Below are 26,505 nucleotides of genomic sequence, written 5' to 3'. Positions count from 1 at the left end.
TCCGCTACAGCCGGCCCAGATTGCTTTGCTCGCGTTCGGTCAGTTGCTGCTGCGCCTGCGCCGGCAGGTCGCCCAGCCCCAAGACCCGCACCGCACTGCCGGGGTCATAGGAGGCTGACGGCGCCGGCGGCCTGGGCGGCGGCGTTTCCCCGCCACTGCCCGCCGGCAGCGGCTCCGTGCCGAAGCCAAGGATCTGCACGTTGAAGACGGACGGCTGATTCTGGCGCGCCGCCGAGCGCTCGCGCTGCATGACGTCCTGCGCTGCGGAGGAAGCGGTGGTCGCCGCCGCGCTGGCGCTGGTCAGCGCATTGGTGTTGACCGACACCGCAATCGGAATGCCCTTGCTGTCGCCCTGCACCTGGATGTTGGCCGCGTTCACCACATGCAGCGCCGCCACGTTGACGTTGCCCGACACACGAATGCCTGCCTCGCCGGCGTCGATGGTGCCTAATGGCGCAATCAGGTCCACGTCGCCTGCCGGCACCTCGGGAATCGGCGCCAGCGTGCCGATGCCCGCGCCGGTGGAAGGCACGGTGGGCGACAGCACCACGTTGCCATAGGCGTCGTACACCCGCCGCGGCGGGGTGTACAGCACCGTCGTCTTGGCGCCGCGGCCCGCGTTGATGTCGCCTTCGGCCGACCAGGCCTGGATGTGCCCGCCGAACGTGGTCATGATGCGGCTTTGGCCCAGCAGCAGGCTGCCTTGCGCAAACAGCTGGATGTTGCCCTGCCCTTGCGTCACCACGCCTGCGCTGGCCGGCGGCGCCACGCCTTCAACGCCCAGCACCTGCTGGCCGCCCGGCGTCAGCAGCTGGATGTTGCCGCCAAAATTGCTGCGCACGCCCGCGCCGCCATACATCGTGAAGCTGCCCTCATAACGCAAGGGTGTGCCTGCGGAGTCCGCATCGGGGAACAGGGCCGCGATGGCGCGGCGCCCGCGCAGGTAGCTGCCGAAACGCGGGCCGCCAACGTCGTTGTACTCGCGCCCGCCCGCCTTCAGTTCGGCGAAGAACAACTCGCGCGCGTAGATGCCGTGCTCGGCTGGCGCCAGCGCCGCCAACGCGGCGCCCGCGCCTTCCTCGCCGCCTGCGTAGCCGTGATGCTTGCGCAGCCAGTTGACCAGATAGGCGCCGCTATCCTGCTCGAAGTCGGCTGCCAGATTCCGCCGGGCCTGGCCGGCATCCGCATCGCGCAGCGCCTGCTGGCGCGCCAGTTCGGCCGGCGCCCCGACGTCATCGCCCGTGTAGCCGAATTCGGCGGCAAGCCATCCGCGTAACGTCTGTTCGCCGCCATAGGCCAGCACGACCTTGTCCGGGTTCGCGCCCAACGCCTCGCCCGCCCGCAGCCCACGCGCACCATCGAGATACCGCGCCAGGAAGCGCGCATAATCCGGGCCCGCCGTGCCGACGCCGGCCAGCACGGCCAGGTCTGCGCCGGGCCGGGTGTCGCCGCGCACGATAGCGCCCAGGCTGCGCACGCTGGCCACATCGTCCTGACGCAGCTGTCGCGCCGCCTGCATCAGCAACGTGCCCGGGCCAGCGACCCGCGCATTGGCGTAAACGATATCGCGGCCGGCTTCGATCAACGACAGGTCGCGCGCGTTGTTGTGCACGGCGGTGATGTCCAGACCCAGGATGTCGCGGCCGGCCCGAACCGATACCGGCACAGCGGCTTCATACCAGGTGTCTATGCTGCGAACGACCGACCCCGTCATGTCGACGACCGAACCGCTTTTCAGACCCACCACATCGCCGGTGGCCGCATAAAAGCGGGCGACGGCGTCATCCCCTGCATGCAATGCGCGGCCCAGCGGCGTGCCGGGTCCGAACGTGAACAGCGGCTTCGCGTACGCGGCCGCCCCTTGCATCACCCCTTCCCTGCTGGTGTTGGTAAGGATGGGATTGCCGTGGATATCGGTGGTGAACGCGCTGAAAGCCGGACGCAAGGGCGTGGGCAATGGCGCGTCGGCCGACGATATCGACACGGTGTATGCGTTCTGCGCCAGGATGGAGCGGCCCGCCAGCATTTCCAGCTGGCCGCTCGCCGACGGCGCCAGCAGCAGCACGGGGTTGGCCTGGTTCGCGGCATTGTCGGCGAGCATGATGCTGCCGTTGGCCGCCACGGCGCGCAGGATCGACGGATAGACGTAGTAGCTGCGTCCCGTCGCGCCGATATGCGTATATTCCGGGTTCAGTTCGTCGCCCGAAAACCGGCTGTTGCTGACGGTCATCGGCGTCAGGTTGCCGCCCGCCGAAAACAGATTGATGGCCGTGTTCGGAGTCCACAACGTGAACCAGCCATTGCCGCCGCCGGTCGCCGGCTGCGGATCGCCACTGCGCTGGTACGGGCTGGAGTTGACCTGCGTGACACGCCCCGGATCGCTGACGCCACCCAGCACCAGGTCCGAGCGCGTATCGATCCACGCCACCGCGTCGCCCAGCACCAGCCTCGGGCCGCCCATGGGCCGGGCTGACGCCACGGCAAAGGGATCCTTGGCGCGCAGGCCCGCGCCGTCACCGTAACGCAATTCCATGCCGCCCAACTGGCCCGCGGACACGGCCAGACGGCCACGCAAGTTGACCAGCACACCGTTCAAGTCCAGATGATCGGTACCGCCGGTATACGGTCCCATCGCGTCCAGTTGGGTGGCGTTCAATGCCGGATTGAGGCTGCCGCCGATGCGCAGATCGAGGTCGCCACCGCCCGTCAGCACGACATTGCCATCGACCACCCGGCCGGTGCTGCCGACCGCGGCAGTCAAGCCTTGCGAGCGCGGTTCCACGCCGTTGACGTACCGGGCCGCGTCGCCGCGCGCGTCGCGAATGCCGGCGTCGCGCCCCGCAGCGATGCTGAGGTTGCCGCCGCCCAGCGTGCCGAACCCGGTAAAGCCGACCAGCCTGGGTTCCGGGTTGTTGCCGCCGATGGCGCCCTCGACCGCATAGGTGCCGAAGTTGATCCACCAACTGGGCGCGATGTCGGCCACGCCCGGTGTGCCGAGGCTGCCCTGGCGCCAGAGCCAGGTGCCGGTCATCGTGCTGGCATAACGCGCGCGGGCGGACGAATAGTCGACCACCACGCCGTTGTCGGCGCCCGAACCTAGCGCATCGCCATAGATGTCGCGCCCGGCCTGCACGACCAGGTTGCCGCCATGGTCGGGGTACCACGCCTGGTAGGCCGCCAGGGCGGCGTCGTACTTGCCGTCCATCTGGATCAATCCCAGCGGGCCGGTATTGATGTCGTAACCACGCGGCAGGTTGAAGCGCGCGTCGGCCGCGCCCAGTGACGATGGCGTCCCCGCGGTGTAGACGCCGTACAGCGAGGCCATGCCCACGTCGCGCCCGGCCAGCAGCGAGAGGTCGCCGGCGCCGGTGCGCAACACGCTGAACGCGGGCGAGCCAAAGCCATACTTGTACTCGCGGGTGACGATGGTTTCCGACTTTCCGCCGCCGACACAATTGCTGGCATCGGCGCAGAATTCCTCCAGCGTCACGCCTAGCTCGGCGATGAGCAGCTCCACCGGTTTGCCTACCCAGCTTAAATCGCCCCACCAGTTCAGCGACCCCGATTCGGACACCGTGCGCGGCGCAGGCGCGCAATAGGCGCCCCAGCCGCACATCTCCTCCCAATCGAAGCCCCATGCCTCGGCCAGTTCCTTGATGGGCTTGCCGACCAGCGTGGAGTCCCCGAACAGATCATCGGCCCCCGACTGCGTCAAGACCATCACACCAACGAAAATCGTCTTGGTGGTTTCGGTCGCTCGTCCCGAGACGCCGTAGTGGGTATCGGCCAGCACCAGGTCGCCCTTGCTGAGCACGTTGCGGGCGAGCACGTCGGCCGAATCCAGGTCGGCGCCGGCCACCGCAGTCAGGCTCCAGGCGCTGGCGCCCGGGCCCAGCATGGGCGCCAGCGCCCAGTTGCGGCCCTGCTTGCCGTCCGGCCCCTTGGGCCGCAGGTCCACCGGCTTGCCGTCTTGCAGCACCACTTTGGTCTGGGACGGAATCAGCGAGCCCTGCGCCAGCACGATCTGCCTGCTGGCGACCAGCTCGGTCGGTAGCGCCACGCCCTTGGGCCACGTGAATGCGCGCATGGAAGCGCTGCTGCGCAGGACAAAACCCGCGCCCAACTGCGCGCCGGGATCGAGTCTGACTTCGCCGGGCAATACCGTGCCGGCACGCAGCACGGTGCCGCCGGCCGTCGTCACATCGCCGGTCAGCACCAGGCCGCCCGGCAGCGACAGGGGCGCGTTCAGCGTCATGGCCACCGGCAGCACCGTGCCCACGGGCAGCGTCGCGGGGCTGGCGGGCAAGTCGTAGTTCAGCGCGCGGCCGGCCGGGAACGAGGAACCCGCTTCCAGCTTGACGCCGTCGATGGGCACCACCAGGTCGCCGCCGTAAGGTGTCACGGCCTGCAAGCCGTAGCGCCCCTCCACCAACTGCCAGCCCGACGCATCGTCAGGCGAATCCGGCGGCGGCGCGAAGCCGTCGTTGATGCTGCCGTAGACGTTGAGGTTGCCGCCGGCGCGCAGCACCAGCACGCCCGGCTCGCCAAAGCCGCGCCGCGCGGGCGTCATGCGGTCTGCGCCCGGCCCATAGCGGTAATTGGACAGATCGATATCGCCGACCACGCTCAGGTCTCCGTCCGACGTGGCGCTGACTACCTCCACGCCGGGACGCAAATGGTAATTGCCGAGGCCGGACAGGCGGCCCGCCAGCGCGGGATTGCCCAGCGCCGCGGTCATGAAGGACTGGCTCTGCAGATCGATGCCGTCCAGATAGCCCTGCGTAATCTGCTGGGGACGCTTACCGGTGACGTCGGGCGCGTCGGACAGCGGCGCGTCGTTGTAACGGCGGAAGGCGTTCACGGCGATCGTCTTCGCGCCCAGGATGGCGGGACTGCCCGCCACCACCACGGCCACGTCGCGGGCGCCGTCGCCCGACCCGGCAATGGCGCCCTGCTCCGCGCCGCCGCCCAGGCGGCGCGCGTTCAGGTCCAGCGTGCCCCGGGCGACGCCGTCGTGGTTCTGCGCCCCGGTGCCGGCGCGCAGGTCCACGCTTGCGCCTGCCCCCAGGGTCAGCGTGCCTTCGCGGGACGTCAGGTCGACGATGGCGCGGTTGGCGCTGTCGATGATCTTGCCGTAGCTGTCCACGCGCAGGCCGGCGCCATGGGCATCCAGCATGCCGTTGATGACCAGGTCGCGCATGGCCGCAAGACGGATGCTGCCCACCTGCGTGCCGCTGGCATCGATGCGGCCATTGACGGTCAGGCTGCCGTCGTCCACCACCAGTTCGACGTGCCTGGCCCGCAGCTCATCGCCGACCACCACGTCGCCACGCTTGATCTGGAAACGCCGAGCGCCGAAGACACCCCCTTCGGTCAGGCGCGCATTCAAGTCGGCAAAGTCGGCCAGAGTCTGCGCCCGCAGCACGGCTTCGGCGCTTTCGTACGCCACCCGCGTGCCGCCCGCGTCGTACAGGCCGGAGGCCGTGCCGCGGAACGCGCCGCGCAGGTCCACCCGGCCAGCGTCCGCGCCCAGCGCGATGGCCTGAATGCGGCCGGCGCGGTTGTTCTGCGCCGACACGTCGATAAGCCCTCCCCGCGCCTGCGTGATGTCGCCTGCCATGCTTTGCAGTTCCACATCGCCGCCCCAGCTGTAGCGCGGCGCGTCCAGCAAGCGCACCTCGCGGCCCGACACATCAATCCGCGAATCTGCGCCCAGCACGATGTCGCCCTCGGCCTTGATCGAGAGCTTGCCCGACGGCAGCGCGACCGTCGTATCCAGGACGACGCTGCGGCCCGCCAGGCTCAAGGTGGCGCCCAGCGCATCACGCACGGCGGGAGCCGCGCCTGTGCCGGAGAGCGTCAACACGCCGCCAGCCGTGATCGCCATCGCCGAACCGGCCTCGCCGGTCAGGAGCGGCGTGCGGATCAGCAGGTCGCCGCCGCGATAGCGCCAGCCCGCTTCGGCGGAGTAGCCGTCCTGCCCCTGATAGACGGACAGGCCGCCACGGGCGCGGCCCGAGATCATCTGCGCAGCATCCAGCGACACGGACGCAAAGCCCAGGATCAGGCGTTCAGCGGGCACCAGCACGTTCGGCAACTGGAAGGGCGAGGACTCCAGCCGTATCACGTCGGCCACGATGTTCAGGCCGCCGTTCCCCAGGCTGTCCAGCATCGCGCCCCCAGGCGCCTGGGGTTTGCTGGAGCCGGCTCCGCTCGCGCCGCTGCGGTCGGCGGCAACCGAACCCGCCCAGACGAATTCGGCGGCGGCGATGGTGGCGGTGTCGCCTGCCGCGCCGTAACCGTAGATGGCCGGCGCGCCCAGCACCAGGCGCTGCAGCGACCGGCCGCCGGCGCCGCGCGCGTCCAGCGATACCGAGCCATACACATTGACGGATTCGCCAGCGTTCAGGATCAGGCTCTCAAGCGCCGGGGCTTCCAGCGCCGTGTTCCCGCGCAGCAAATTGCCCAGCACGTCCTGATTCAGCACCATGCCCGGCGGCAGGCGGCCCGCCGCGCCGGCCTGGGCCAGCGCCTCGGCGCTGCCCATGTTGACGGCCGAGACGCTCAGCGCCAGGTTGCGTGTGCCGTATTGCACCGTGTCGCGCCAGGTGAACGCGCCGTTGGTGGACGCGCCGATGGAACCTTCCGACAACAAGCGGGCCATGCCCGCGCAGTCCGCGATGCAGCCCCCCACGTCCACGGCCGTGCCGGCGCCGTTCGACGGCGGCAACAGGTTTACCAGGCCGTTCGATACGGCCAGCGTGGCACCGGAGATCGACTGGAAATAGAGCCCGGTGCGCGCATCCTGTGCCACGTCGCCACGGCCAAGCGTGGACAGCGTCGCGCCTTGCTCGACCACGATGCCGCGCCCGCCATCGACCGCATACAGGAAGATTTCTGGCGCCCGCAGCACCGCGCCGCTGCGCACCACCACCTGCTGGGCATCGCCGCCCACGTTGCGTGCGCCAGTTTCATAGGTTCCCGCCACGCCCGCCACGCCGCCGATGAACATCGCCCCCGGGGACAGCGCGTTCAGATCCGTGGCGTAAAGGGCCGCAGCTGTCGGGGGCAGGATGGGCGCCTGTCCCGGGGCCAGGATCTCAATCCCGCTGGTCGGTCCCGTCACCGCCAGACGGCCCGCATAGGCGCCGCTGCCTTGGGGAACGTCGAAACGCGCCGTCCCCTTGAACGACAGCGCCGGACTATCCGCCATGCCGGCGCCTTGCGCCAGGCTCAGGTGCAACGTGCGGGCATCCGTGGTCAGCATCCCTCGCTGGGTGCCTTTGCGCGCCGCGTCGGCAAGCACGAAGGCGTTGTAGGTCGTCTCGTTGTATTGCGCATGACGCCGCACCACGTCGGCCGGCGTGATCAAGAGGCGAGTGGGCAGCGCCGCGAGTTGGTCGGTCCGGGCCGTGCCCAACCTCCCGCTGCCCACCCACGAGCCGCCGCGCGTGCGCGCCGCCGCGGATGCATCGTTTACGCCCTGCGCGCCCAGTTCGACGCGGAATGCGCCAGGCAGCAGCGCGTAGGTCGATGGCAGCAACGTATAGGTGCCGGCCGGCAAGCCGGGCACCCCGGCCTCGATCGTCACCTGCCGCCCCACGGCGGGACTGCCGGCGCCCGTGTCAGGAGCCACCGGCGCCTGGCTGCCGCCGAAGCCGGGCACGATGGCATAGACCGCATTGCCCGAGCGGCTGAAGCCGAATCCCGGATTGGCATCGGCCATGGCATAGCGCAGCACGTCGACCGAACCGCCGCGTCCGCGCACGAAGGCGCCGCCCGTCAATTCGCCGCCGCCGGACAGGTCCAGCACAGCGCCTTCGGCCACCTCGATGACCTTGCCCTGGATGTTGATCTTGCGGCCCAGGAGACCGTCGGAGCGGGTCGCATCCAGCTCCACCTCCTTGCCGGCATACAGGTATTTCACGCCATCCACCGTGCCGCCGTAGGGCATGACCAGCCCGGCGCCGCTGATGGAGGTCAGGCTGCCCGGCAGGAACCGGACGGTGCTCGGGGTTTCATTCTTGCTTTCGAACGTAATGGCGCCCAGCGGCGCGCGCAGCACACCACCCTGCTCGATCAGCGGCGCAGCCAACGTGATGGCCCCGAACGCGGAATAGGGCGTGGCCGGTGTGTCGCCCGCGGCGCGCCGAAGCGTCAGGACGGCATCGGGGTTGTATTTGGCGATTTCTCCCTGCGGCCCCTGCACCGTGTATTCGCCCATGGAGATAATGCCACCCGACCGAGTGACCGGGTAGATCTGCGCGGCGGTCAGCGTCAGCCGATTGGGTGCGGCCAGTTTGTTGTTCAAGCCGCGGTCACCGAACCCCGCGGCGCCCAGGCGCACGTCACCCCGCACGTCCAACTGCACATCGTCGAAACTGATCAGGTTCCGGCTGCCCCGCACATCCAGCAGGCCGGCCGACACGTCCAGCCGGTGACCGACGTTGAAATACTTCAACGGCGCGGAAACCAGCTGCAGGAAGAAGTCGGCGCCGTCCAGCGGCTTGTAACGCGCCTGGTTGAGCAAGACGTAGGGCGCGGCCAGGCTCACCTCGCTGGCGGCAGCCGCGGCATCGACCAGCGACAGCGCCCCAGACAGCCGCAGGCTCTGCCGCATGGACAGCGCGACGCTGCCATCAGCGCGCACGTCGGCATTCACCGCCAGGTTGTCAAAGCCCCCGGCCTCGATGCGGTCCACGCCCAGGCGTCCATAGCCGTAGGCCAGCGCCGGCGTGGATTCACCCGGACGCAGGTCCGCGGCCAGCATGCTGTCGCCCTGGTGCTGCGCCAGCACCAGTTGCCGCTCCTTTTGCACCGCCGCTTCTGGCGAAAGATTGCGCTGATAGAACGCGCCGCCGAACGAAATGCCCAGGGTGCCGCCGGCCGCGCGATCGGATCCCGCCGCCGCGCGCATCGTGCCGTCCACGTGCAGGCTATTGGCCGAAGACAACACGATGGTGCCGCCGTCGGAACCCACGACCGTAGCGCCGCGGCCCGACAGATCCAGAACGGCCTGCGTGCCGGACGCGTCCAGCAGCGAACCCGGCCGCAGGATGAGGTGCCGGTCGATAGGACGGCTGGTGGTGTCGACATCGGCCTCCCAGTCGAGCTTGCCGCCGATCTCGATCGTGCCTCCAGCATGCACCAGCCCGTAGCGCAGGCCCTTGGCATCCACCGCGACATGGCTGCGTCCGGCCACGTCCAGCACGGCCTGTTCACCGATCCAGACCGACCGAGGATTGGCCTTGGGCACGTAGGGCTGCTCGCCGATGCGCGGTTCCTGAATCGAAATGCGCCCGCCCCAGGCGTCCAGCCGGCCCAGCACGGTGATCTGGTCGGCGCCCTTGATCTGAATGGAGCGGCCAGGGTCGACACTGACCCGCGCGCCTTCGCCCACGACGATCGGCCCGCCTTGCGCGGCCCGGTCCGAATACAGCGCCAGGTCGGCGCCGACGCGTTGCGTCAACCGGGCGCGCAACGGGTCTTCCGTGTACAGCGGCGGCGTCCACAGCGACAGGACGTCACCGGGTTGGGCGCTGGAACCGGGCGCCTGCGCGGTGCCGCCCTCGAACCGCAGCACCGGCATGGCGACGTCGATTTGCGCGCCATCTGCCACGGCCAGCCCCTGGTAGCCATTGATCTCGTACTTGCCGAAACCGGAGCGGAACAAGGAGGGATCCAGCCGCAACGCCTCCGCCTCCAACGGGTCCGACGGACCGCCCAGCACGATGCGCCCGCCGCTGGAGACGGACAACGTCCCGCCGCCCGTCACGCCGTAGCCGCGCACCTCTGCGCCAAACGACAGCAGGCCGCCGCTGGACTGAACGCTGCTCTGAACATGGGCGGCCAGCGTCACGCTGCCCCCCTTGCCGCCCCGCAGTTTGCCGTCCGCCAGCACCGATGCGCCAGCCGACACATCCAGCACGCTGCCCGCGTCCACGACCACGTCGCCCGTACCGCGCAGCGCTACGCGGCCGCCGTCGCGCACCGGCAGTCCCGCCAGGCCCTCGGCGTCGCGCAGCAAGTTGGCCCAAACGCCACGCGCATCCAGCACCACCCCGGCGGCGACGTGCAGCCGCGCAAGCTGCTGGGGCTGGGGCGCCAGCGCCGCATCCTCGATCCGCGGGGCCAGGAAGCTGGGTTGCAGCAACACGTTGCCCGCCTGGATCAGGCCGCCGCGACTGACCAGGTTGGCCTTGATATCCACCTCGGGCGCATAGAGCGTGATCTCGCCGCCATCGGCGCTACGCAGGGCCGAGTCGACGGTGATGGACCGCCCGGCGGCGATGCGCACCCGGCCCAGCGCAAAGCCATTGAGCCGGTCTACGTCCAGGAACAGCTTGCCCTGGTTCTCTTGCGGCAAGGCGGCTGCAAGATCCAGGCCGTCGGCCAAGCGTTCCCTGCCCGTGCCCAGCGTCACGTCGGCCACCGTATCACCGGTGGCGCCCAGCTGATAGTGCACAAGCTTGGTGACGGGGTCGTAATAGCGCAAGTCGTTGCCCACCACCAGCGCGCCGCGGCGCGCCACCGCACGCTGCGACTGGCTGTAGCCGTCCAGCCCGGCCTGCGGCGCGAGGTCCTGGCGCACGCCCTGGTAGGTATCGCTGGCGAGGTCCCCTTCCAGCACGGCGCTGCGGGTCGCAATGACCAGCGTCCCCGCATCGCGCCCCACCGTGTAGCCATCCTCGTCGCGCGTGCGCGGCGCCAGCAGCGCGTTGTAGAAGCGGCGCGTGGCCTTGTCGCCCCAGCGCTCGGAGCGCTGCTCGTAGCCCCGGTAGATGCCGGTGAACAGCATATCGGCCGGCGCCCGGTCAGCCGAGTAGAGCCGCCCGTCCTGGCCGCGCAGCCAGGTCTGCTGCAAGGTCCCGGACTGCACGTCCAGCGTGCCGCCCGACAGGTTGATGGTCGAACCGGCCTGCGTCACCACCTCGGCGCCTTCGAAGCGGACCAGGCCACCCTGCGCCAGCCAATGGCTTGCCGGCACCGCCAGCGTTCCCAGGTAGCCGCCCACTTCCAGCAGGCCGCCGCCGCTGTACCAGCGGTCGCCCTCGTAGCCGCCTGCCCCGCTGGCCACCTGGATCAGCGTGCGCCGGTCCAGCCACACGTCGGAATTATTGAGCCGGGCGTCGTCGCGGTTCAGCGGCGAATCGCGTTGTTCGTTGCCTTGCAGATTGATCTTGATGTTGTTCGATTCCATCGACACGGCCACGCCGATCGCGCCGGCCACGTCGATCTGCGCGCCATCGCGCACAAGCGTGCGCGCGCCCGCCTTGACCGCGACCTGGCCGCCCGTCGCCAGCGTCAGCGAATCGCCCTGGAAGTCGACCGTGCCGCCGCTGTCGACCTGCACCAGCGACAGGTCGCGCCGATTGCGGTCGGCAAGCGCCAGCGTAGCGGTCGAATTGACGCTGGGCGGCATCAGGTTGTCGCGCTGGCCGTCCAACGCGGTCGCGTTGTCCGCATCCACCAGGATGGCGGTGATGGCCCCCGGCCGCAGCGTCACGGCGGCATCGGCACCCACGCCGCTCAAATGGATCGTGCCGCGCGAGTCCACCGACGTGGTGGACGCCAGCACGCCGGCCTGCTCGACCGTCCGGGCCGCCAAGGTGATGTCGCCCTGCGGCGACAGGATCAGGCCGCGATGGGTCACGACGCCGCTGCCCGTGGGCACGATTTCGCTGCCGCGCGTCGTCGATGCGGCGTTGCCCTCGGTGCCCTGGCCGCGCTTGATCACGAAGCTGTCGCCTGCCGCCAGCGCCGCCTGCCCCTTGGCCGTCACGATGGAACCCGCGTTGTCGACTTCCCGGCCCAGCAACAGCACGTAGCCGCCCGACTGGGTCACGGTCGCGGGACGGTTGGTCTCGATAGCCGCGCCGGGCCGCAATTCCACCTTGCCCAGCGCATCCGTGAAAGTCGGGGTCTTGTCGTCGGGTCCATACAGGCCGTTGTTCTCGAACTGCGCGTCCGTGATGCGCGCGGCCGCCGCCACCAGGTTGCGTGCGTTCACCTGAGACGAGCCGTCGAAGATCACGCCGTTGCGGTTGACCACCATGACCGTGCCGCCGGCCTTGAGCTGCCCTTGAATCACCGAAGGCCGCGCTTGCGGGTCGTTGACGCGGTTAAGCACCGCCCAGGTCGAATCCTGCTGGAATTCCACCGTGGTGCGCGAACCCACGTTGAAGGTCTCCCAGTTCAGAACGGCCTTCGCGCCCGTCTGCTCGATGGCGACCCTGGCGCGCCCGTCCTGAAGGGTCTGCACGGGCGCCTTCGCATTGCGCCAGCCAGCCGTCAGCGGATTGGTGTCCACCTTCAGCCCACCTTCAGCCAAACCGTCTGGCACCGCCACGCCTGACGCCAACGCTGCGTCGCGCGCGGCGCGCTGCGCCGCCTGCTGCGCGGCGATCGCCGCCGCGGTCCGGCCCAGATTGCCGACCGACCGCTGCAACTGCTCGCGCGCCGCCTGCGACTGCCGCGCGCCCGTCAGCGTGGTCACCGGCGCCCCATTGGGCAACCGGCCCGTGGCGGCGGCCTGGGCCTGCGTCGCGCCCTTGGCCGCGAACCAGCCGCCGCTAAACGCCTGCTGGGCCGACGCTGGCGCAGCGACACCCCCCGACACCAGCAACACCGCCAGCGCCGCCGGCAGCGGCTTGAGCCGGCCTGTCCGCGAGCCGGCCGCAACAGAGCGGGTCATAGGGAGTTTGCGGAGACGCGATGTCATAGCGGGCAATCCTGATCCGAGTAGCCAAGGGAGTACGGGCACGTCATCGGCGCAGTCAGGACGCGTGATGGCGGCTCATACTCCAATGACGAAAGGACGCGATGGAAGGGCTACCGGAAACGTCGGGTTTTTTTGTAACAGCGCGATCAGCTCAACAGCACAATGCCGCCGGGCAGGCGCGTCAGCTGCGCGCCATACAGGTCACGCAGCATGTGCAGCGCCAGATCGGTCTGGGTAATCTCGAAGCGCATGCGCACACGCCGGGCAGCCAGGTCGGCGTTGCGCACCAGCACGCGGCCGGCGCGATAACGGTTGATCTCGTCGACCACCTCGGCAAGCGTCTGCCCTGCAAAACTGAGCGTGCCCGTGCGCCAGGCGTCCACTTGCGCGGTATCCACAGCCAGCGCCGGTTGCAGGCCGGTATCGTCGTAGATCACCTGCTCGCCTGGCGCCAGAGTCTGCATTGCGCCCGCCGCTTCCACCTGGACCGCCCCCTGCAAGCACGTGACGCAGACCTGCGGCCCGGTATAGCGCAGGTTGAAGCGCGCCTGCCGTGCGCGCGTGGCGCCCGCCCCGGCGTAGACGACCACCGGCGCGCCGCTGCCGGCGGCTTCGACCTGGGCTTCGCCCGCCACCAGTTCAATGGCCTCGTTGCCGGCTTGCGCGCCACGCTGATTGATGCGCGTCTGCGTGTTCATCTGTACGCGTAGCTGGTCCGACAGCGCAAGCTCGCGCTGCTCCGCCGTGCCGGTACGGAAGTCCGCGGTGAAATCCAGCAATGACGGCCACAAGGACAGCGGCGGCCACACCGCCACCGCGGCGCCGCCGGCGGCCATCGCCCCCAGGAACGCCCGGCGGGCCGGCCGGCTCGGGCCCCGGGCGGGAGGATGGGTCAGCCCGGGATCGCGACTAACGGCCCGCCGCAGTACCGGATCCATGTCCTGCCACAAGCGCGCCACCTCGTTCCAGGCGCGCGCGTGCGAGGGGCTGCGCGCGCGCCATTGCTTCATCGCCTCGGCATCGCCGCGCGTCGCGTCGCGGTCGCGCAGGCGCAACCACCATTGCTCGGCTTCGCGCCGCAAGCGGTCGGGGTCTTCTGAAGGGTTCATGGCGCCGAGCATCGTGTCAGAATTTCCGTCGGCCTACAAGATCGCCATTGGCCACGGCCTCCGTGCCGGCCAGGCGTTCGCGGCAATGCCGCATGGCCGCGGCCAGTTCCTTTTTCACCATGGCCACCGATATCTGGAAACGTTCCGCGATCTCGGCATTGAGCAGTCCGTCCACCCGCGCCGCCGCCAGGATGGCGCGCTGGCGCGGCGGCAGCTCGTCCATGGCCGCCTCAAGCGTTCGCACGTCGCGGCGCGCCGCGACAATCCGCTGCGGGTCCGCAGCTTCGTCCACCACGTGCAGCAAGGCCTCGCGCTCGTCGTCGCCCAGCAATTCGCGGTTGCGCCGCCAATCGTCGGTGGCGATGCGCGCCGCCATGCGCAGCAGGTAGGCATCGGGATTCAGCACCGGACTGGCGGGCTTGGCCACGTCCAGGCGCAACCAGGTTTCATGCAGCGCGGCCGACGCCTGGTCGCGCGATCCGACGATGCGTTCCAGGCTGCGTCGCAGTTCGGCGTAGCGGGTGATCAGGCGCAGGCGCAGCAGCGCGGCGGAAATCATGGACATGCGGTCACTCCGCCGGCCGGCGCGGGGCCGCGCAATGGGTGCCGCCAGGCAGCAGCAATACCGAGACGGGCTGCGGCATGCCCGCAGGCGGCGGCGCCCCGACATCCATCCCGGTGATGGCGCGCGTCACGGCCATATCCACCCGGTCGCTGCCAGTCGTGTCCAGCAGGCGCATCCGCGCCACATGCCCACCGTCATCCAGCCGCAGTTGCAGCGCCAGGCGATAGCCGCCCGGCTTCGCGGCGGCATTGCCGCACAGCGTGCGCAAGATGGCCTTCTGCAAGCGTCCGATATAACCGCTGAAATCCGCGCCGCCGGCCCGCGCCCCCGGAATGTCCTCGACGTTCAGCGGGGCCGCGCCGCTCGTGGGCTGCCGGGCCGTCCCGTCGGCGGCCGGCGCGTAGACCACGATGGCTTCGCCGTCTGTCTGGCGGATGCGCAGCCCCGATCCGTCCAGCAGCCGGCGCAGCGCCTCCATGACCGTATGGCGGCCCGACAGCGCTGGCGCACGTTGCCGCGCGTGACGCTCGTCGACCAGCACCGCCACGCCCGCCAGACGCCCGATGGCCTCCAGGCTGTCGCCCAGTGGCTGCGCCGGCAATGCGAATTCATAGCGCTCGCCGCGCAAGCGGTCCGGCGACGCGGCGGACGCAGACGCGGCGCCGCCCGCCAGGACGGGCATCCCCAAACACAGGAGACACACGCCAACCAGCGCCAACACACTGAGCGGTGCCGGGGTACCTATCATTGCGCGATATGGACGTCGGGAAATGGAATGGGCCGGCGGACGCCCGGACAGGGCTACGCCGGCCAGCAGGCTAGCTCAGCCAGATGACTTGACCGTGACACGGGAAGGGGTACGCAGTGACTACGCTGATGGCGGCGAACGAACGCCGCTCGCGCCTGGGGGTCAATACGGGGATATCCACCGCCAGACAGGCGGCGAGAGGTGGACCGGCATCCTCGCCGGTCCGGCCTTCATTTAATCGGCGTCCACCGCCAATTCCACGGGCGACGCGACGGCGTCCTTTGCCGACTCGGCATTGGCAGAAGCCGGCAGCTTCTTGCCCTGTTTGGCGCGGTAGTCTTCCAGGAACTTGGCGATCCGGCCAATGGCGATCCGCAGGTCTGGCTCGTGCGGCAAGAACACGATACGGAAGTGGTCGGGACGCGACCAGTTAAAGCCCGTGCCCTGCACCAGCATCACGCGGGTCGCTTCAAGAAGCTGCAGGAAGAACTGGCGGTCGTCCTCGATGGGATAGACGTCCGGGTCCAGCCGCGGGAACATGTACAGCGCAGCCTGCGGCTTGACGCAAGTCACGCCCGGAATGGCGGTGATCAACTCGTAGGCCAGGTCGCGCTGGCGGCGCAACCGCCCGCCTTCGCATACCAGGTCATTGATGCTCTGGTAGCCGCCCAGTGCCGTCTGGATTGCCCACTGGCCGGGCACGTTTGCGCACAGCCTCATGTTGGCAAGCATGTTCAAGCCTTCGATGTAGTCGCGGGCGCTGTGCTTGTCACCCGAGACCACCAGCCACCCTGCGCGATACCCGCAGGCGCGGTAGCTCTTGGACAGCGAATTGAAGGTCAGCGTCAGCACATCAGTCGACAAGCTTGCCAGCGCGGTGTGCTGCACGTCGTCGTACAGCACCTTGTCATAGACCTCGTCGGCCAGGATGACCAGCCCGTGTTCGCGCGCGATGGCGATGATTTCCCGCAGCACGTCATCGGGGTAGAGCACGCCGGTCGGGTTGTTCGGGTTGATGACCACGATGCCCTTGGTGCGCGGCGTGATCTTGGCGCGTATGTCGTCCAGGTCCGGGATCCAGCCCTTGTCTTCGTCGCACAGGTAATGCACGGGCGTCCCGCCCGACAGGCTCGTCACCGCCGTCCACAGCGGGTAATCGGGCGTGGGCAGCAGCAATTCGTCGCCATCGTCCAGCAGCGCGTTGGTCGCCATCGCAATCAGGTCGGACGCGCCGTTGCCCAAATAGACGTCTTCCAGCGTCACACCCTGCACGCCCTGCTGCTGGGTGTAGTGCATGACCGCCTTGCGCGCCGCGAAGATGCCCTTGCTGTCCGAATAGCCCGCCGAATTGGGCAGGTTGCGGATCATGTCCTGTTGGACTTCCTCGGGGGCATCGAAGCCGAACACGGCCAGATTGCCGATATTGAGCTTGATGAGCTGCTGGCCTTCGTCTTCCATCTGCTTGGCGCGATCCATGATGGGACCACGGATGTCGTACAGGACGTGCGCCAGCTTGCTGGATTTTTTAATGCTCTTCATAGACGGCTCTTTCCGTGAAATTCTTGTCTCGCAATGTCGGGGCGTTCATTGATTAGCACCTCTATCGCCCGATGGATGCCAATAATAGCCGTCTGACGGAAAGGTGTGGGCCGGGGCGGCCGACTGTTTGCGGCGACAGCCCATCCGGGCGCCCGGGATCAAACCGACCGGCGTCCCGGGCTTATTGGGGACTGATCATTCGGAGAAGGGCTTTCCGCATTCGGCGCAAAGGACACCCAGCACGTCATTGACCAACGCCCCCGCCCCCGCGCGTTGCGCCTATCGCTTCATCCGCATCACCGACCGCATCCCCGTAAGGAACTGCTCATCCGTGCTGTTCCACCGCGCGTTCGCCAGGGCTTCGCTATCCGGCCCGGCGGGAAAGCGCAGGCGGTCACTCACGTCGTTGGCCGCGGCGAAGATGGCGCTGGCAACGTGCTCGGGCAGCGTCACGCTGCCCGCGTCAGCAAAAGACTGGATGAACTGGTCGGCGTAGGCCTGGTAGGCCGGAGGGATAAGGCCTGCTCCCCGGTCCTGGACGTTCGCGGTGAAACGCGTGCTGGGGGCATAGCCCGGTTCGACCAGCTTGACGCGTACGCCCACGGCATCAAGCTCGTAGAACAGGGCTTCGGTGAACCCTTCGACTGCCCATTTGCTGGCGGCGTACGGCGCCACCAGCGGCATGCCGGCAAAGCAGACGCTGGAGGTGACGTTGATGATGACGCCACCCCCCCGTTCGCGCAGATGGGGAATGAGGGCCTGGCTTACGGCCATGACGCCAAAGGTGTTGGTGTCGAACACGGCGCGGAAGGTGGCGGCAGGCGTGGCCTCCACCGCCGAGAACAGGCCGATGCCGGCGTTGTTGACCAGCGCGTCGATCCCGCCAAAGGCCTGGATGCCGTCACGAATGGCGCGCGCGATGCTGGCGTCATCGGTGACATCCAGTTCCACCACTCGCAAGCGTTCGGACGGCGCAAACAGGGTCGAGTCGGGCCGGCGCATGGTGGCAATGACGCTCCACCCCTGCTGCAGGAAATGGTTGGCAGTGGCGTGGCCGTAGCCGGACGAGGCGCCGGTGATAAGGACGGTTTGCATAGAGGCTCCAGTTGATCCAGACCTCATGCTAGGCGCGTCAGCCAAGACGACCAATAGCGTATAGTCTTTGAATTATGCGAGATCGTCTAAATAATGACCCCCTGGCATCCATCGTGGCGTTGCTGCGCCCCCGGACCGTGCTGTCGAAATTCGTCAGCGGGGCGGGCCGCTGGGCCGTCCAATACCCCACTTTCGGCCATCCCAGCTTCGGCCTGATGACGGCGGGCGCAAGCTGGCTGGCGCTTGAAGGCGCGGAGCCCTTCCTGATGCAGACGGGGGACTACGTACTGCTGCCCGCGACCCCGGGTTTCCGGATGGGCAGCGACCTGGACGCCCTGCAATACCCGATCCCACGCGTGGCCGAAGTCTGCGAGATCAACGAGGTCCGTCACGGGGCCGTCGACGGGGAACCCGCGGTGCGGATGCTGGGCGGCCATTTCCTGTTCGACCCGGTGAACGCGCCGCTATTGGTGGGGCTGTTGCCCCCTGTCGTGCACATCAAGGCGTCAGACCCTGGCAGCGCCCGGCTGGGCTGGATCGCCCGCGCGATTGGCGAAGAGACCGCCCAGTCGCGACCGGGCGCCGACGCCATCCTGGTGAGGCTGGTCGAAGTGATGCTGATCGAGGCGTTGCGATGGACACCCACGCAAGAAGCCGCGCCCCTGGCAGGATTACTGGCAGGGCTGGCGGATGCGCGCCTATCGCAGGCATTGCGGCATATTCACGACGACGTGGCCCGACGCTGGACGATTGCGGACTTGGCCGCCAAGGTCAGCATGTCGCGCGCGGCCTTCGCGGCGCGGTTCACGCAGGTACTGGGCGTTGCGCCGATGGAATATGTGCTGCGGTGGCGGATGGCGTTGGCCAAGGACCTGCTGTGGCATGACGGCCTGTCGCTGGGCGAGGTGGCGCACGCCATCGGGTATCAGTCCGCCAGCGCATTCAGTGCGGCGTTCAGTCGGTCGATCGGGATGTCGCCGAGTTCGTTTGCGCGCAAGCGCCATGCGATGGGCGGGGCGGAATGATCTTGCGCTCCATCAGCACCTCCAGCCAGTGCTTGACGCACGCCTCGGTGTCGTAGACCTGCGTGAAACCCGCCTGCTTGATCTTCACCGTGCTGACAAAGGCCGGGGGTGGTGGCGTTTTCAGGCCGTAGCCGAACCGGGCATCGGCGGAATAATGGGATTCACCCAGGATTTGGGCCATGGTCAGAGGGCGCAAGCCATGCCGCTTGACGATCTCGTCCCACAGCCTCGCGCGGCTGGGCAGATAATCGGCCAGACGGACGGGGTGATCCGGACCAGGTTCGACGCCCAGGAACTCCGTCAGCGACGGCCACAGGTCGCGCCAACTGAAGACCTCGCCGTTAGTCAGGTTGAAGTGTTCGTTCCAGGACTGCGGGTTCTCCGCGGTCCAGACGCCCGCATCGCCGATGAGACGCACATCCACGGCTTCGCGCGGATAGGAAATATGCCCGGGATACCCGAACGGCTTGCCTTCGGCGCGGCACACCGCCGCATAGACACCGATGACTGGCACGGTATTCATGGCCACGCCCACGTTGGGGCCGACCACGATAGTGGGACGGAATATCGTCCAGCCGAAGCCGCACCGCGCGGCGGTTTCGCGAATGTAGTCTTCCTGGAACCAGTAAGAGTTCGGATGGTCGTCCCGGGGCTGGCGCTCGCGCGCGGGAATGCGGATGGGGTGCAGGTGCACGCCATAGGCCTTGGTGCCCTGCAGCACCGTGACATGGCGCAGCCCACCGCTGCGGGCCAGCGGCTCGATCACGTTCCTGATCATGGTCAGGTTGGTGGTCATCTGCTCCGGATCCTGCCAGCCCGCAATGAGGCCCGGCTTTTCATAGACGGCCGCATAGAAGACATGGGTGACTTGCGGCAAGGACTCGAAGGCGCGACGGCAGGCCTCGGCGTCCTGCAGGTCTATCTGCAGATGGGTGAACGGCCGTTGGCTGATGATCTCCGGACGCCGCCGGGAGACGGCGATGACTTCCCAGCCGGCGTTCAGGAAGGAGTCGATGGCCGCGGAGCCCACCAACCCGCTGGCCCCAGTGACGATAACGGTACGCGACATGATTGCCTCAGTCCATTACAAGGTTGATCTGCTTGAAGAGCTCCTTGAAGCGCACGTACTCATCCGTCATGCGCTTGCCGAAGACCGCGCGGCTGTCCGTGGACGGAACCACGCCCAGGCTGGCGAACTTTTCCTGCGTTTCCGGGGTATTCACCGCCTTGACGATTTCGTCGTGCAGACGGTCCAGGATGGCCTGCGGCGTACCGGCGGGCGCCACGATTCCGTACCAGGCGACGCTTTCCGCGCCCGGCAGGCCGGCTTCGGCAACGGTGGGAACGTCCGGCAGCAGGGGCGAGCGTTTGGTGTCCGCCACGGCCAAGGCGCGTAGCTGGCCGGACTTCACGAACGACAGGATGGGCGGAACGCCGCTGATGACCATCTGGGTGCGACCGCCCAGGGTGTCGGTGATGGCATCGCTATTGCCCTTGTAGGGCACGTGCAGGATTTCGGTCTTGGACAGGTGCTGGAACAACTCACCGGCGATATGGCCGCTGGTGCCGACGCCCGCCGAGGCGTAATTGACCTTGTTCGGATTAGCCTTGATGTAGGCGATCAATTCTTTCAGGTTCGTTACCGGAATCGAGGCGTTGACCAGGATGACGTTCGGGCCCGTCGCCACCAGGGCGACGGGCGTCAGGTCTTTGAGCGGGTCATAGGGCATCCTGCTGCGCGCATTGGGATTGACCGTGATCGGCCCGGCGGAGGCGAAGCCGATGGTGTAGCCATCCTTGGCGGACTTGGCGACGAGGTCGGTGCCCAGGTCTCCGCCGGCCCCGGACTTGTTCTCGACGATCACGGGCTGGCCGAGTTGCTCGCCCAAAGGCTTGGCGACCAGGCGAGCAATGATGTCGATGGAGCTGCCCGGGCCAAAGGTGGCGATCAGGCGGATGGGACGCGCGGGATAGGAATCGGCAGCCTGTGCGCTCGTGAAGGCCGCCAGGCTCAACGCCAGCCCGGCAATCAATCGGAAAGAAATCATGATCTTGTCTCCGGTGTACGGTGATTTTTATGCGTGAATGGTGTGCGCGGTATGCAGGTCAATCTCTATGCGAGTACATCGGCTTGCCGGGATGCGGCAGGCGGGCCCGCAGAATGACGCCCTGCTCCGCTTCTGTGATATACAAGCTGCGCATGTCCTCGCCGCCGAATGCGACATTGGTGGTGCGCATGCCTGCGCAGGACCGGATGCGGTAGAGGGGTTCGCCCAGCGGGCTGAATAGCCATACGGTGCCGGCCTGCGCGTGGACCACCGCCAGATTGCCGGCGTCGTCGATGGCCATGCCGTCCGGCCCGGCGGTGCTGCCGGACAGCTGGATGAAGCGGCTGGCTTTCTTCATCTGGCCACCGGGTTCCAGCCGCAACGCATAGATCGCGTTGTCGTGCGTGATGGCCACATAAAGCACCGTCTCGGCTTTGTTCATGACCAGGCCGTTCGGCCCAGCCAGGCCATCCATCAGGAGATCCACGGTCTTGCCGTCGGCGCGCAGGCGGAAGACGCGGCCAGTTGGGTTCTCCAGCGCGCTTTCACCCTGATCGGTGAAGTACAGGTCGCCGTTGGATGCGAAGAACAGATCGTTCAAGCCCTTCAGCCCTTCACGCTGCACGTGCTGCAGGTACGGCCGGATGGTGCGGGCCTCGGGATCCAGCAGCATCAGCCCGTGCAGGTGATCGGCAACGAAGATGCGTCCGTCGCGATGGATTTTCAGGCCGTTGGGCTCGCCTTCGTAGCTGACGATGACCTCGAAGTTGCCTGCGGGATCCACGCGCAGGATGCGCCCATGCGCCAGATCGACGCACCACAGATTGCCGGCGCGATCGAACGAAGGCCCCTCCAGAAAAGAGTGCATCTTCACGTGGCGCGCGGCCAGCCAGCTTGAAGCCTGCTCGGTCAGGTACAGGGATTCGGGCAGCCGGGCGAATACCTCGGTGCCCATGGGTTCGGCGGGTGGATACATGGGTGATCCTTTCAGGATTGCGGTTGATTGGCCGGAAGCTCGATTCCCAGGATCAGCGAACTGAGCGACTTGCCGTGCGGATCCAGCCGCAGCGACCGCGTGACGCCGCCGGACAGCACGTTCGGGATGACGAAATTCAGCGCCCTCAGGCTTTCCACCTCGTAACGACGCACCTTTCCTGCTCCCAGATGCGCAAAGGCCCGCTCGACGCGTTCGTCGGTAAGCGCCTGGCGCAGCACCCGCCAACCGTCGTCGTCGTAAGCAATGACGGCGATGCTCGAGGTATTGCCCTTGTCGCCGGCGCGCGCATGCGCCAGGTCATAAACCAGAATGCTCATGGTCAAGCTCCCAAGGTAAGCACTTCCGGGGTGACCCAATCGCGCGGAATCAGCAAGGAATCCACAGCGATGACCTCCTTGGCGCCCAGGTTCACCGGGCCGCCTGCGCCGTAAGGCCCCTGCATATTCAGCTGCCGAACGTGGTCGCCAAGCAAGTGGGCGCTCTTTCTGTCCGGGCAGCGCGCGGCGACCCGCAGCCGAACCTCGTAGGGATGGCCGGCCAGCGCTTGCGCATGGTCGCCATGTAGGCTGGTGATGCCGATCAGGTCGACCTGGATTTCGCTGGCCTCGCCGCCATCGAGACGAAACCGTTCCTTCACCGTGTCGGCTGCCAGCCGGGCCCGCGCGATGGCATTCACGCCTGCGTAGGCCACTTCTCCCGTGCCGATCCAGCCGTCGAAGTATCCGACCACGACCTTATAGCTGTCGGTGCGCGGCGCGGCGTGAATACCGCGCACAGCCACCCGGTCAGCGTTCTGTTCTTCGAAATGCAGGCCATCCAGGTTCAGTACGCAATCGGGCGTGACATAGGCCCTTGGGTCGTGAATTTCGTAGAGGGCCTGCTCGGCGCACGTCATGCGGTCCAGGCGCCCGCCCGAGCCGGCGGGCTTACCGATATAAAGCTCCCCGTCGCTGTATAGATCGGCATAGGGATACGCCAGCTCGGCCAATCGCGGAACGTCTTTCTTGCCGGGGTCGGCGAAGTAGCCGCCGGTGATCTGGGCAGAGCATTCCAACAGGTGGCCCATGATGGTGCCGGCCGCCAGTCTGGGCAGGTCGTCGTAGCCCCAACCGTGGTGATGCAGGGCCACCCCGAGAAACAGCGAGGGATCAGCAACTCGGCCAGTCATGACGACGTGCGCACCGGTGGCCAGCGCATCGCGGACGACATCGGCGCCCAGATACGCATTCGCGGAAGCCAGCTGTGGCAGGATCGATTCCAGCGGCAGGTCGCGGTCCATCAATCGAAGTCCTGGATGCTGGCGCACTCGGTCGGCGACGTCATCGCCGACGATGGCGGCGCATTTCAGGTCGCCCCACCCCAACTCGTGGCCGATCTCCAGCGCGGCCTGGGCGGCGCCCGCCGGATTAGCCGCGCCCATGTTGGACACCAGCCGAACGCCCTTGTCCCGGCAGGCGGGCAGAAAGGCGCGCATGCGCTCCTGCAGCATCGGGTTATAGCCGTGAGCCCCGTCGTGCCTGCGCGAAAGTGTTTCGCGCGCGATGGTTCGCTCGGCCAGGCACTCGCACACCAGATAGTCGATATCGCAGCTTTCCAGCAATGGCATGGCGGGGCCGATGCGGTCATCGGCCATGCCGGCGCCAACGCCGATGCGTAGCCGCTTGCGCGGTTCATTCATGTCTGTCTCCGTCCGTACTTACGTTTCACCCCAGTATGGTTCGACTTTCCTGATATGGAAATTGCTATATTTACATCTTGGTGATAACCCAAACGCATCACGCAAGCGATGACCCTGACCATTTCCGAATTGGAAGCCGTGCTGTTGGTGGCTGAGACGCTGAACTTCCGCATGGCTGCCGAACGCGCGCATATCTCGCAGCCGGCCCTGAGCCGCCGCGTGCAGGCCGCGGAACAAAAGCTTGATGCCAGGCTCTTTGATCGTGACAAGCACGGCGTCGCGCTTACCGCCGCCGGCGCGGAACTGGTGCCCATCGCGACGCGCATGCTGTCGGAATTCCGCGATTCCCTCAGCGATCTGTCGGAGTTCATCGCGGGCCGTCGCGGCAGCATCAACGTGTGGGCGTTGCCCTCGGTAGCTTCCGCCTTGTTGCCAACGGCGGCACGGGCCTTCCAGAAGTCGCACCCCCAGGTGCGGCTGAATATCCACGCCGTGTCTGCGCGCCAGATCACGCAGGCCGTGTCGGAAGGCAATGCGGACATCGGCATCTCCATCGAAGTTCCCGACCAGCCGGCCAGCGTGACCTTCTCTCCGCTGCTGCAAGAAAAGTTCGTGCTGATCTGCCCCATCGACGATCCGCTGGCGCGGAAAAAGCGCGTGGACTGGAGTGTTTTCGCCGACCGTCCCTATATCGCGAGCGGTCCGGCCAGCAGCATTCGCCAGGTAACCGACCGCATCCTTGCCGCCTCGGGGCGGATGCCGGAAATGAACTACGTGTCCGACAATATTTCGGTGGTGGGCGCGATGGTGGCCGCCGGCGTAGGCATCGCGGCGGTACCGCAGTTGGCCCTGCGCCTGATGGATGCCACGCGCCTGTGCAGCTTGGCCCTGCACTCGCCCATCGCTTCGCGCGAAATTGGCATATTGCTCAAGAAGCAGCGCTCCTTGTCGGCGGCAGCCCTGCATTTCCTGGATACGTTGCGGCGGACGGACCCAGCCTAGGAACGCGCAGCACGGACCGGGCGTGCAGGACAGAAAGGTCGGAAGCCGCCCCTTCGCCCCACCTCAGCTCCCCGCAAAATGCGGCGACGGCCCGAAATGCTCGATCAACAGGTCCGTCAAGACGCGTATCTTTCGTGCGGGATGCTGGCCCGGCGGGCGGATCACGTAGGCGCCGGCAGGCGGCGGGGGATAACGGGTCATGATGGGCACCAACGCACCGGCGGCCACGTAGCCATGGGTGAGGCAATCGGGCAGATAAGCGACCCCCAGTCCGGCCGTCGCGGCGGCGACCAAGGCCGCGCCGTTGTCGGCCTTGAAGCGCCCTTGCGGGCGGACCGTGATGGTCTTGTCGCCATCCATGAACTCCCAGGTCTCGGTGCCCTGCATAAGGGCCTCATGCGCGGCGAGTTCGTTTGGCGCCTCGGGCGCCCCATGCGCCTGGATGTAGCCGGGGCTGGCGAGCAGCTTGCCGTGAATGGGACCGACGCGCCGTGCGATCAGGTTGGAGTCCTGCAGATAGCCCACTCGTATCGCACAGTCGTAGCCTTCAGCGATGAGATCGACGAAGCGATCGCTGTAGCAGGTCTGGACATGAAGCTTGGGGTGGCGTCGCGCCAACTCCGCGACCACCGGCGCAAAATGCGTCAGGCCGAACGACACCGGCACGGCAACTCGCAAGCGGCCATGCAGCTCGCCGGCGGGTACGATCGTTTCCCGGGCGATGTCGATTTCAGCGCAGGCCCTGGCCGCATGGTCCCGGAAAATCGCCCCGGCCTCGGTAAGCGCCGCCCCGCGTGTGGTTCGCGCAAGCAACTGGACGCCAAGCTCCGTTTCCAAGCGCAGCAACCGACGGCTGACGATCGATTTGGAAATGCCTAGTCTAAGTGCAGCGGGCGATACGCCGCCCGCATCGGCGACTTCGATGAAGGTCTGAAGTTCTTCGATATCCAATTTGCGTGGCTCCCCGTTTTGCGACGCACTTCGCCGCAGGATAGCACTACGTGACCCGCGTTGAATCAGCCTGCTCCGCGTTGCGACAGCCTACTGTGGTGGTGTTCCCGTTTGTGCGACACAGCTTGCCTTGGAACGGAACTACCGCATCAAGATGCGCGAAAACATAATGCGGGATCCGGGCAACGTCGCCACAAGCGCACGCTTTCCGGAAGGCACTTGCAGCGCGACTCGCAATGCAATCTTCGCAACTACAGCAAACCAGGGATCACTAATGACTTTTCGTAATGGCCTCGATTCGCTTCTCCGTCCTGAGGACTCGGTACTCGTCCTGATCGACCACCAGCCTTATCAACTTACCAACCTGAACAGCCACGACCCGCATGCCGTGGTCAACAACTCGACGGCGTTGGCAAAGGCCGCCAAGGTCTTCGGCGTGCCCACGATTCTGACGAGCGTGATCGCGGCGCGGGGCGGCGTCATCTTTCCCCAGATCACCGATGTCTATCCCGGCCAGGAAGTCATAGATCGCACGTTCATCAACACGTGGGAAGACAAAAAAGTGGTCGACGCGGCCAAGGCCACAGGCCGCAAGCAGCTGATCATCGCCGGGCTGTGGACGGAGGTCTGCGTCGCAATGCCGGCGATCCAGGCGGCGGGCGAAGGTTGGGATGTGACGGTCGTCACCGATGCCTCCGGCGGCGTGTCGGTCGAAGCGCACGAAGTCGCCCTTCAGCGCATGGCGGCGGCCGGCGTGAATCTGATGACGTGGATGGCGGTGGCCGCCGAGTGGCAACGCGACTGGGCGCGCGTCGACACCGCCGCCGGGCTGACCGACATCCTCGTTCAGCATGCCGCCGGTAGCGGCATTGCCTATCTGTGGGAACAGCAGTTGCTGAACACGCCGGTACCCGCCACGGCAGGCTGATCGTGCCGGGGGATGACCCGTTCGCCAGCACCGCGTTTTTCAAGGTGCGGCTTGGTCATCCCTTGCACGCCTGCGCCGGGGCCCACGTCCGGAGGTACC

At 67.3% G+C, this 26,505-nt stretch carries 15 protein-coding genes; 3 read left to right on the top strand and 12 right to left on the bottom strand.

Going from position 1 to position 26,505, the window contains the following annotated elements; translation table 11 throughout:
- Window positions 1-4: 4 nt before the first annotated feature.
- The 6 genes from CEY09_RS15780 to CEY09_RS15755 form a co-directional block, all read right to left on the bottom strand.
- Complete coding sequence (locus CEY09_RS15780; protein WP_088589364.1) at window positions 5-12,694, bottom strand: filamentous haemagglutinin family protein; 12,690 nt, start codon at window positions 12,692-12,694, stop codon at window positions 5-7.
- Window positions 12,695-12,867: 173 nt separating this feature from the next.
- Window positions 12,868-13,830, bottom strand: a complete 963-nt coding sequence (locus tag CEY09_RS15775; protein ID WP_158218675.1) for a FecR family protein — start codon at window positions 13,828-13,830, stop codon at window positions 12,868-12,870.
- A 16-nt stretch (window positions 13,831-13,846) separates the two neighbouring features.
- Complete coding sequence (locus CEY09_RS15770) at window positions 13,847-14,395, bottom strand: RNA polymerase sigma factor (RefSeq protein ID WP_088589362.1); 549 nt, start codon at window positions 14,393-14,395, stop codon at window positions 13,847-13,849.
- A 4-nt stretch (window positions 14,396-14,399) separates the two neighbouring features.
- Window positions 14,400-15,077 (bottom strand): STN domain-containing protein, encoded by a 678-nt coding sequence (locus CEY09_RS15765; RefSeq protein WP_088589361.1) that lies wholly within the window; start codon window positions 15,075-15,077, stop codon window positions 14,400-14,402.
- A 300-nt stretch (window positions 15,078-15,377) separates the two neighbouring features.
- A complete protein-coding gene (locus CEY09_RS15760) occupies window positions 15,378-16,682 on the bottom strand; it encodes a pyridoxal phosphate-dependent aminotransferase (RefSeq protein ID WP_088589360.1) in 1,305 nt (434 codons plus the stop codon).
- A gap of 279 nt (window positions 16,683-16,961) precedes the next feature.
- Window positions 16,962-17,777 carry an SDR family oxidoreductase gene (locus CEY09_RS15755; protein WP_088589359.1) on the bottom strand — a complete coding sequence of 272 codons (816 nt, stop codon included), beginning with the start codon at window positions 17,775-17,777 and terminating at the stop codon, window positions 16,962-16,964.
- Between the two features lie 74 nt (window positions 17,778-17,851).
- Between CEY09_RS15755 and CEY09_RS15750 the strand changes: the two genes are divergently transcribed.
- Complete coding sequence (locus CEY09_RS15750; protein ID WP_088589358.1) at window positions 17,852-18,802, top strand: AraC family transcriptional regulator; 951 nt, start codon at window positions 17,852-17,854, stop codon at window positions 18,800-18,802.
- Here the strand turns inward: CEY09_RS15750 and CEY09_RS15745 are convergent.
- From CEY09_RS15745 to CEY09_RS15725, 5 genes are read right to left on the bottom strand one after another with little or no spacing between them, the layout of a single operon-like run.
- Window positions 18,732-19,871, bottom strand: a complete 1,140-nt coding sequence (locus CEY09_RS15745; protein ID WP_088589357.1) for an SDR family oxidoreductase — start codon at window positions 19,869-19,871, stop codon at window positions 18,732-18,734. The two genes, CEY09_RS15750 and CEY09_RS15745, sit on opposite strands and share 71 nt — an antisense overlap.
- A gap of 7 nt (window positions 19,872-19,878) precedes the next feature.
- A complete protein-coding gene (locus CEY09_RS15740; RefSeq protein WP_088589356.1) occupies window positions 19,879-20,850 on the bottom strand; it encodes a Bug family tripartite tricarboxylate transporter substrate binding protein in 972 nt (323 codons plus the stop codon).
- 58 nt (window positions 20,851-20,908) lie between these two features.
- Window positions 20,909-21,826: an SMP-30/gluconolactonase/LRE family protein gene (locus CEY09_RS15735; protein WP_088589355.1), complete on the bottom strand. Its 918-nt coding sequence runs from the start codon at window positions 21,824-21,826 to the stop codon at window positions 20,909-20,911.
- Window positions 21,827-21,837: 11 nt separating this feature from the next.
- On the bottom strand, window positions 21,838-22,164 hold the full coding sequence (locus tag CEY09_RS15730) for an AtuA-related protein (RefSeq protein WP_088589354.1): 327 nt from the start codon (window positions 22,162-22,164) through the stop codon (window positions 21,838-21,840).
- Window positions 22,165-22,166: 2 nt separating this feature from the next.
- Entirely contained in the window at window positions 22,167-23,525 is a 1,359-nt protein-coding gene (locus CEY09_RS15725; protein ID WP_088589353.1) for an acyclic terpene utilization AtuA family protein, read from the bottom strand.
- 108 nt (window positions 23,526-23,633) lie between these two features.
- On the opposite strand from CEY09_RS15725, the gene CEY09_RS15720 reads away from it, so the two are divergent.
- Entirely contained in the window at window positions 23,634-24,527 is an 894-nt protein-coding gene (locus CEY09_RS15720; RefSeq protein WP_006227668.1) for a LysR family transcriptional regulator, read from the top strand.
- Between the two features lie 63 nt (window positions 24,528-24,590).
- Here CEY09_RS15720 and CEY09_RS15715 read toward each other — a convergent pair whose 3' ends face one another.
- Window positions 24,591-25,478: a LysR family transcriptional regulator gene (locus CEY09_RS15715; RefSeq protein WP_088589352.1), complete on the bottom strand. Its 888-nt coding sequence runs from the start codon at window positions 25,476-25,478 to the stop codon at window positions 24,591-24,593.
- Between the two features lie 274 nt (window positions 25,479-25,752).
- Here CEY09_RS15715 and CEY09_RS15710 point away from each other — a divergent pair, with 274 nt between their 5' ends.
- On the top strand, window positions 25,753-26,406 hold the full coding sequence (locus CEY09_RS15710) for a hydrolase (protein ID WP_088589351.1): 654 nt from the start codon (window positions 25,753-25,755) through the stop codon (window positions 26,404-26,406).
- The last annotated feature ends 99 nt before the right edge of the window (window positions 26,407-26,505 follow it).

Origin of the sequence: Achromobacter marplatensis, assembly GCF_002209535.1 — a bacterium.
Lineage (GTDB): Bacteria > Pseudomonadota > Gammaproteobacteria > Burkholderiales > Burkholderiaceae_B > Achromobacter > Achromobacter marplatensis.
The sequence above is the reverse complement of the archived record's forward strand: the minus strand, read 5'-3'. Positions and strand labels throughout refer to the sequence as shown.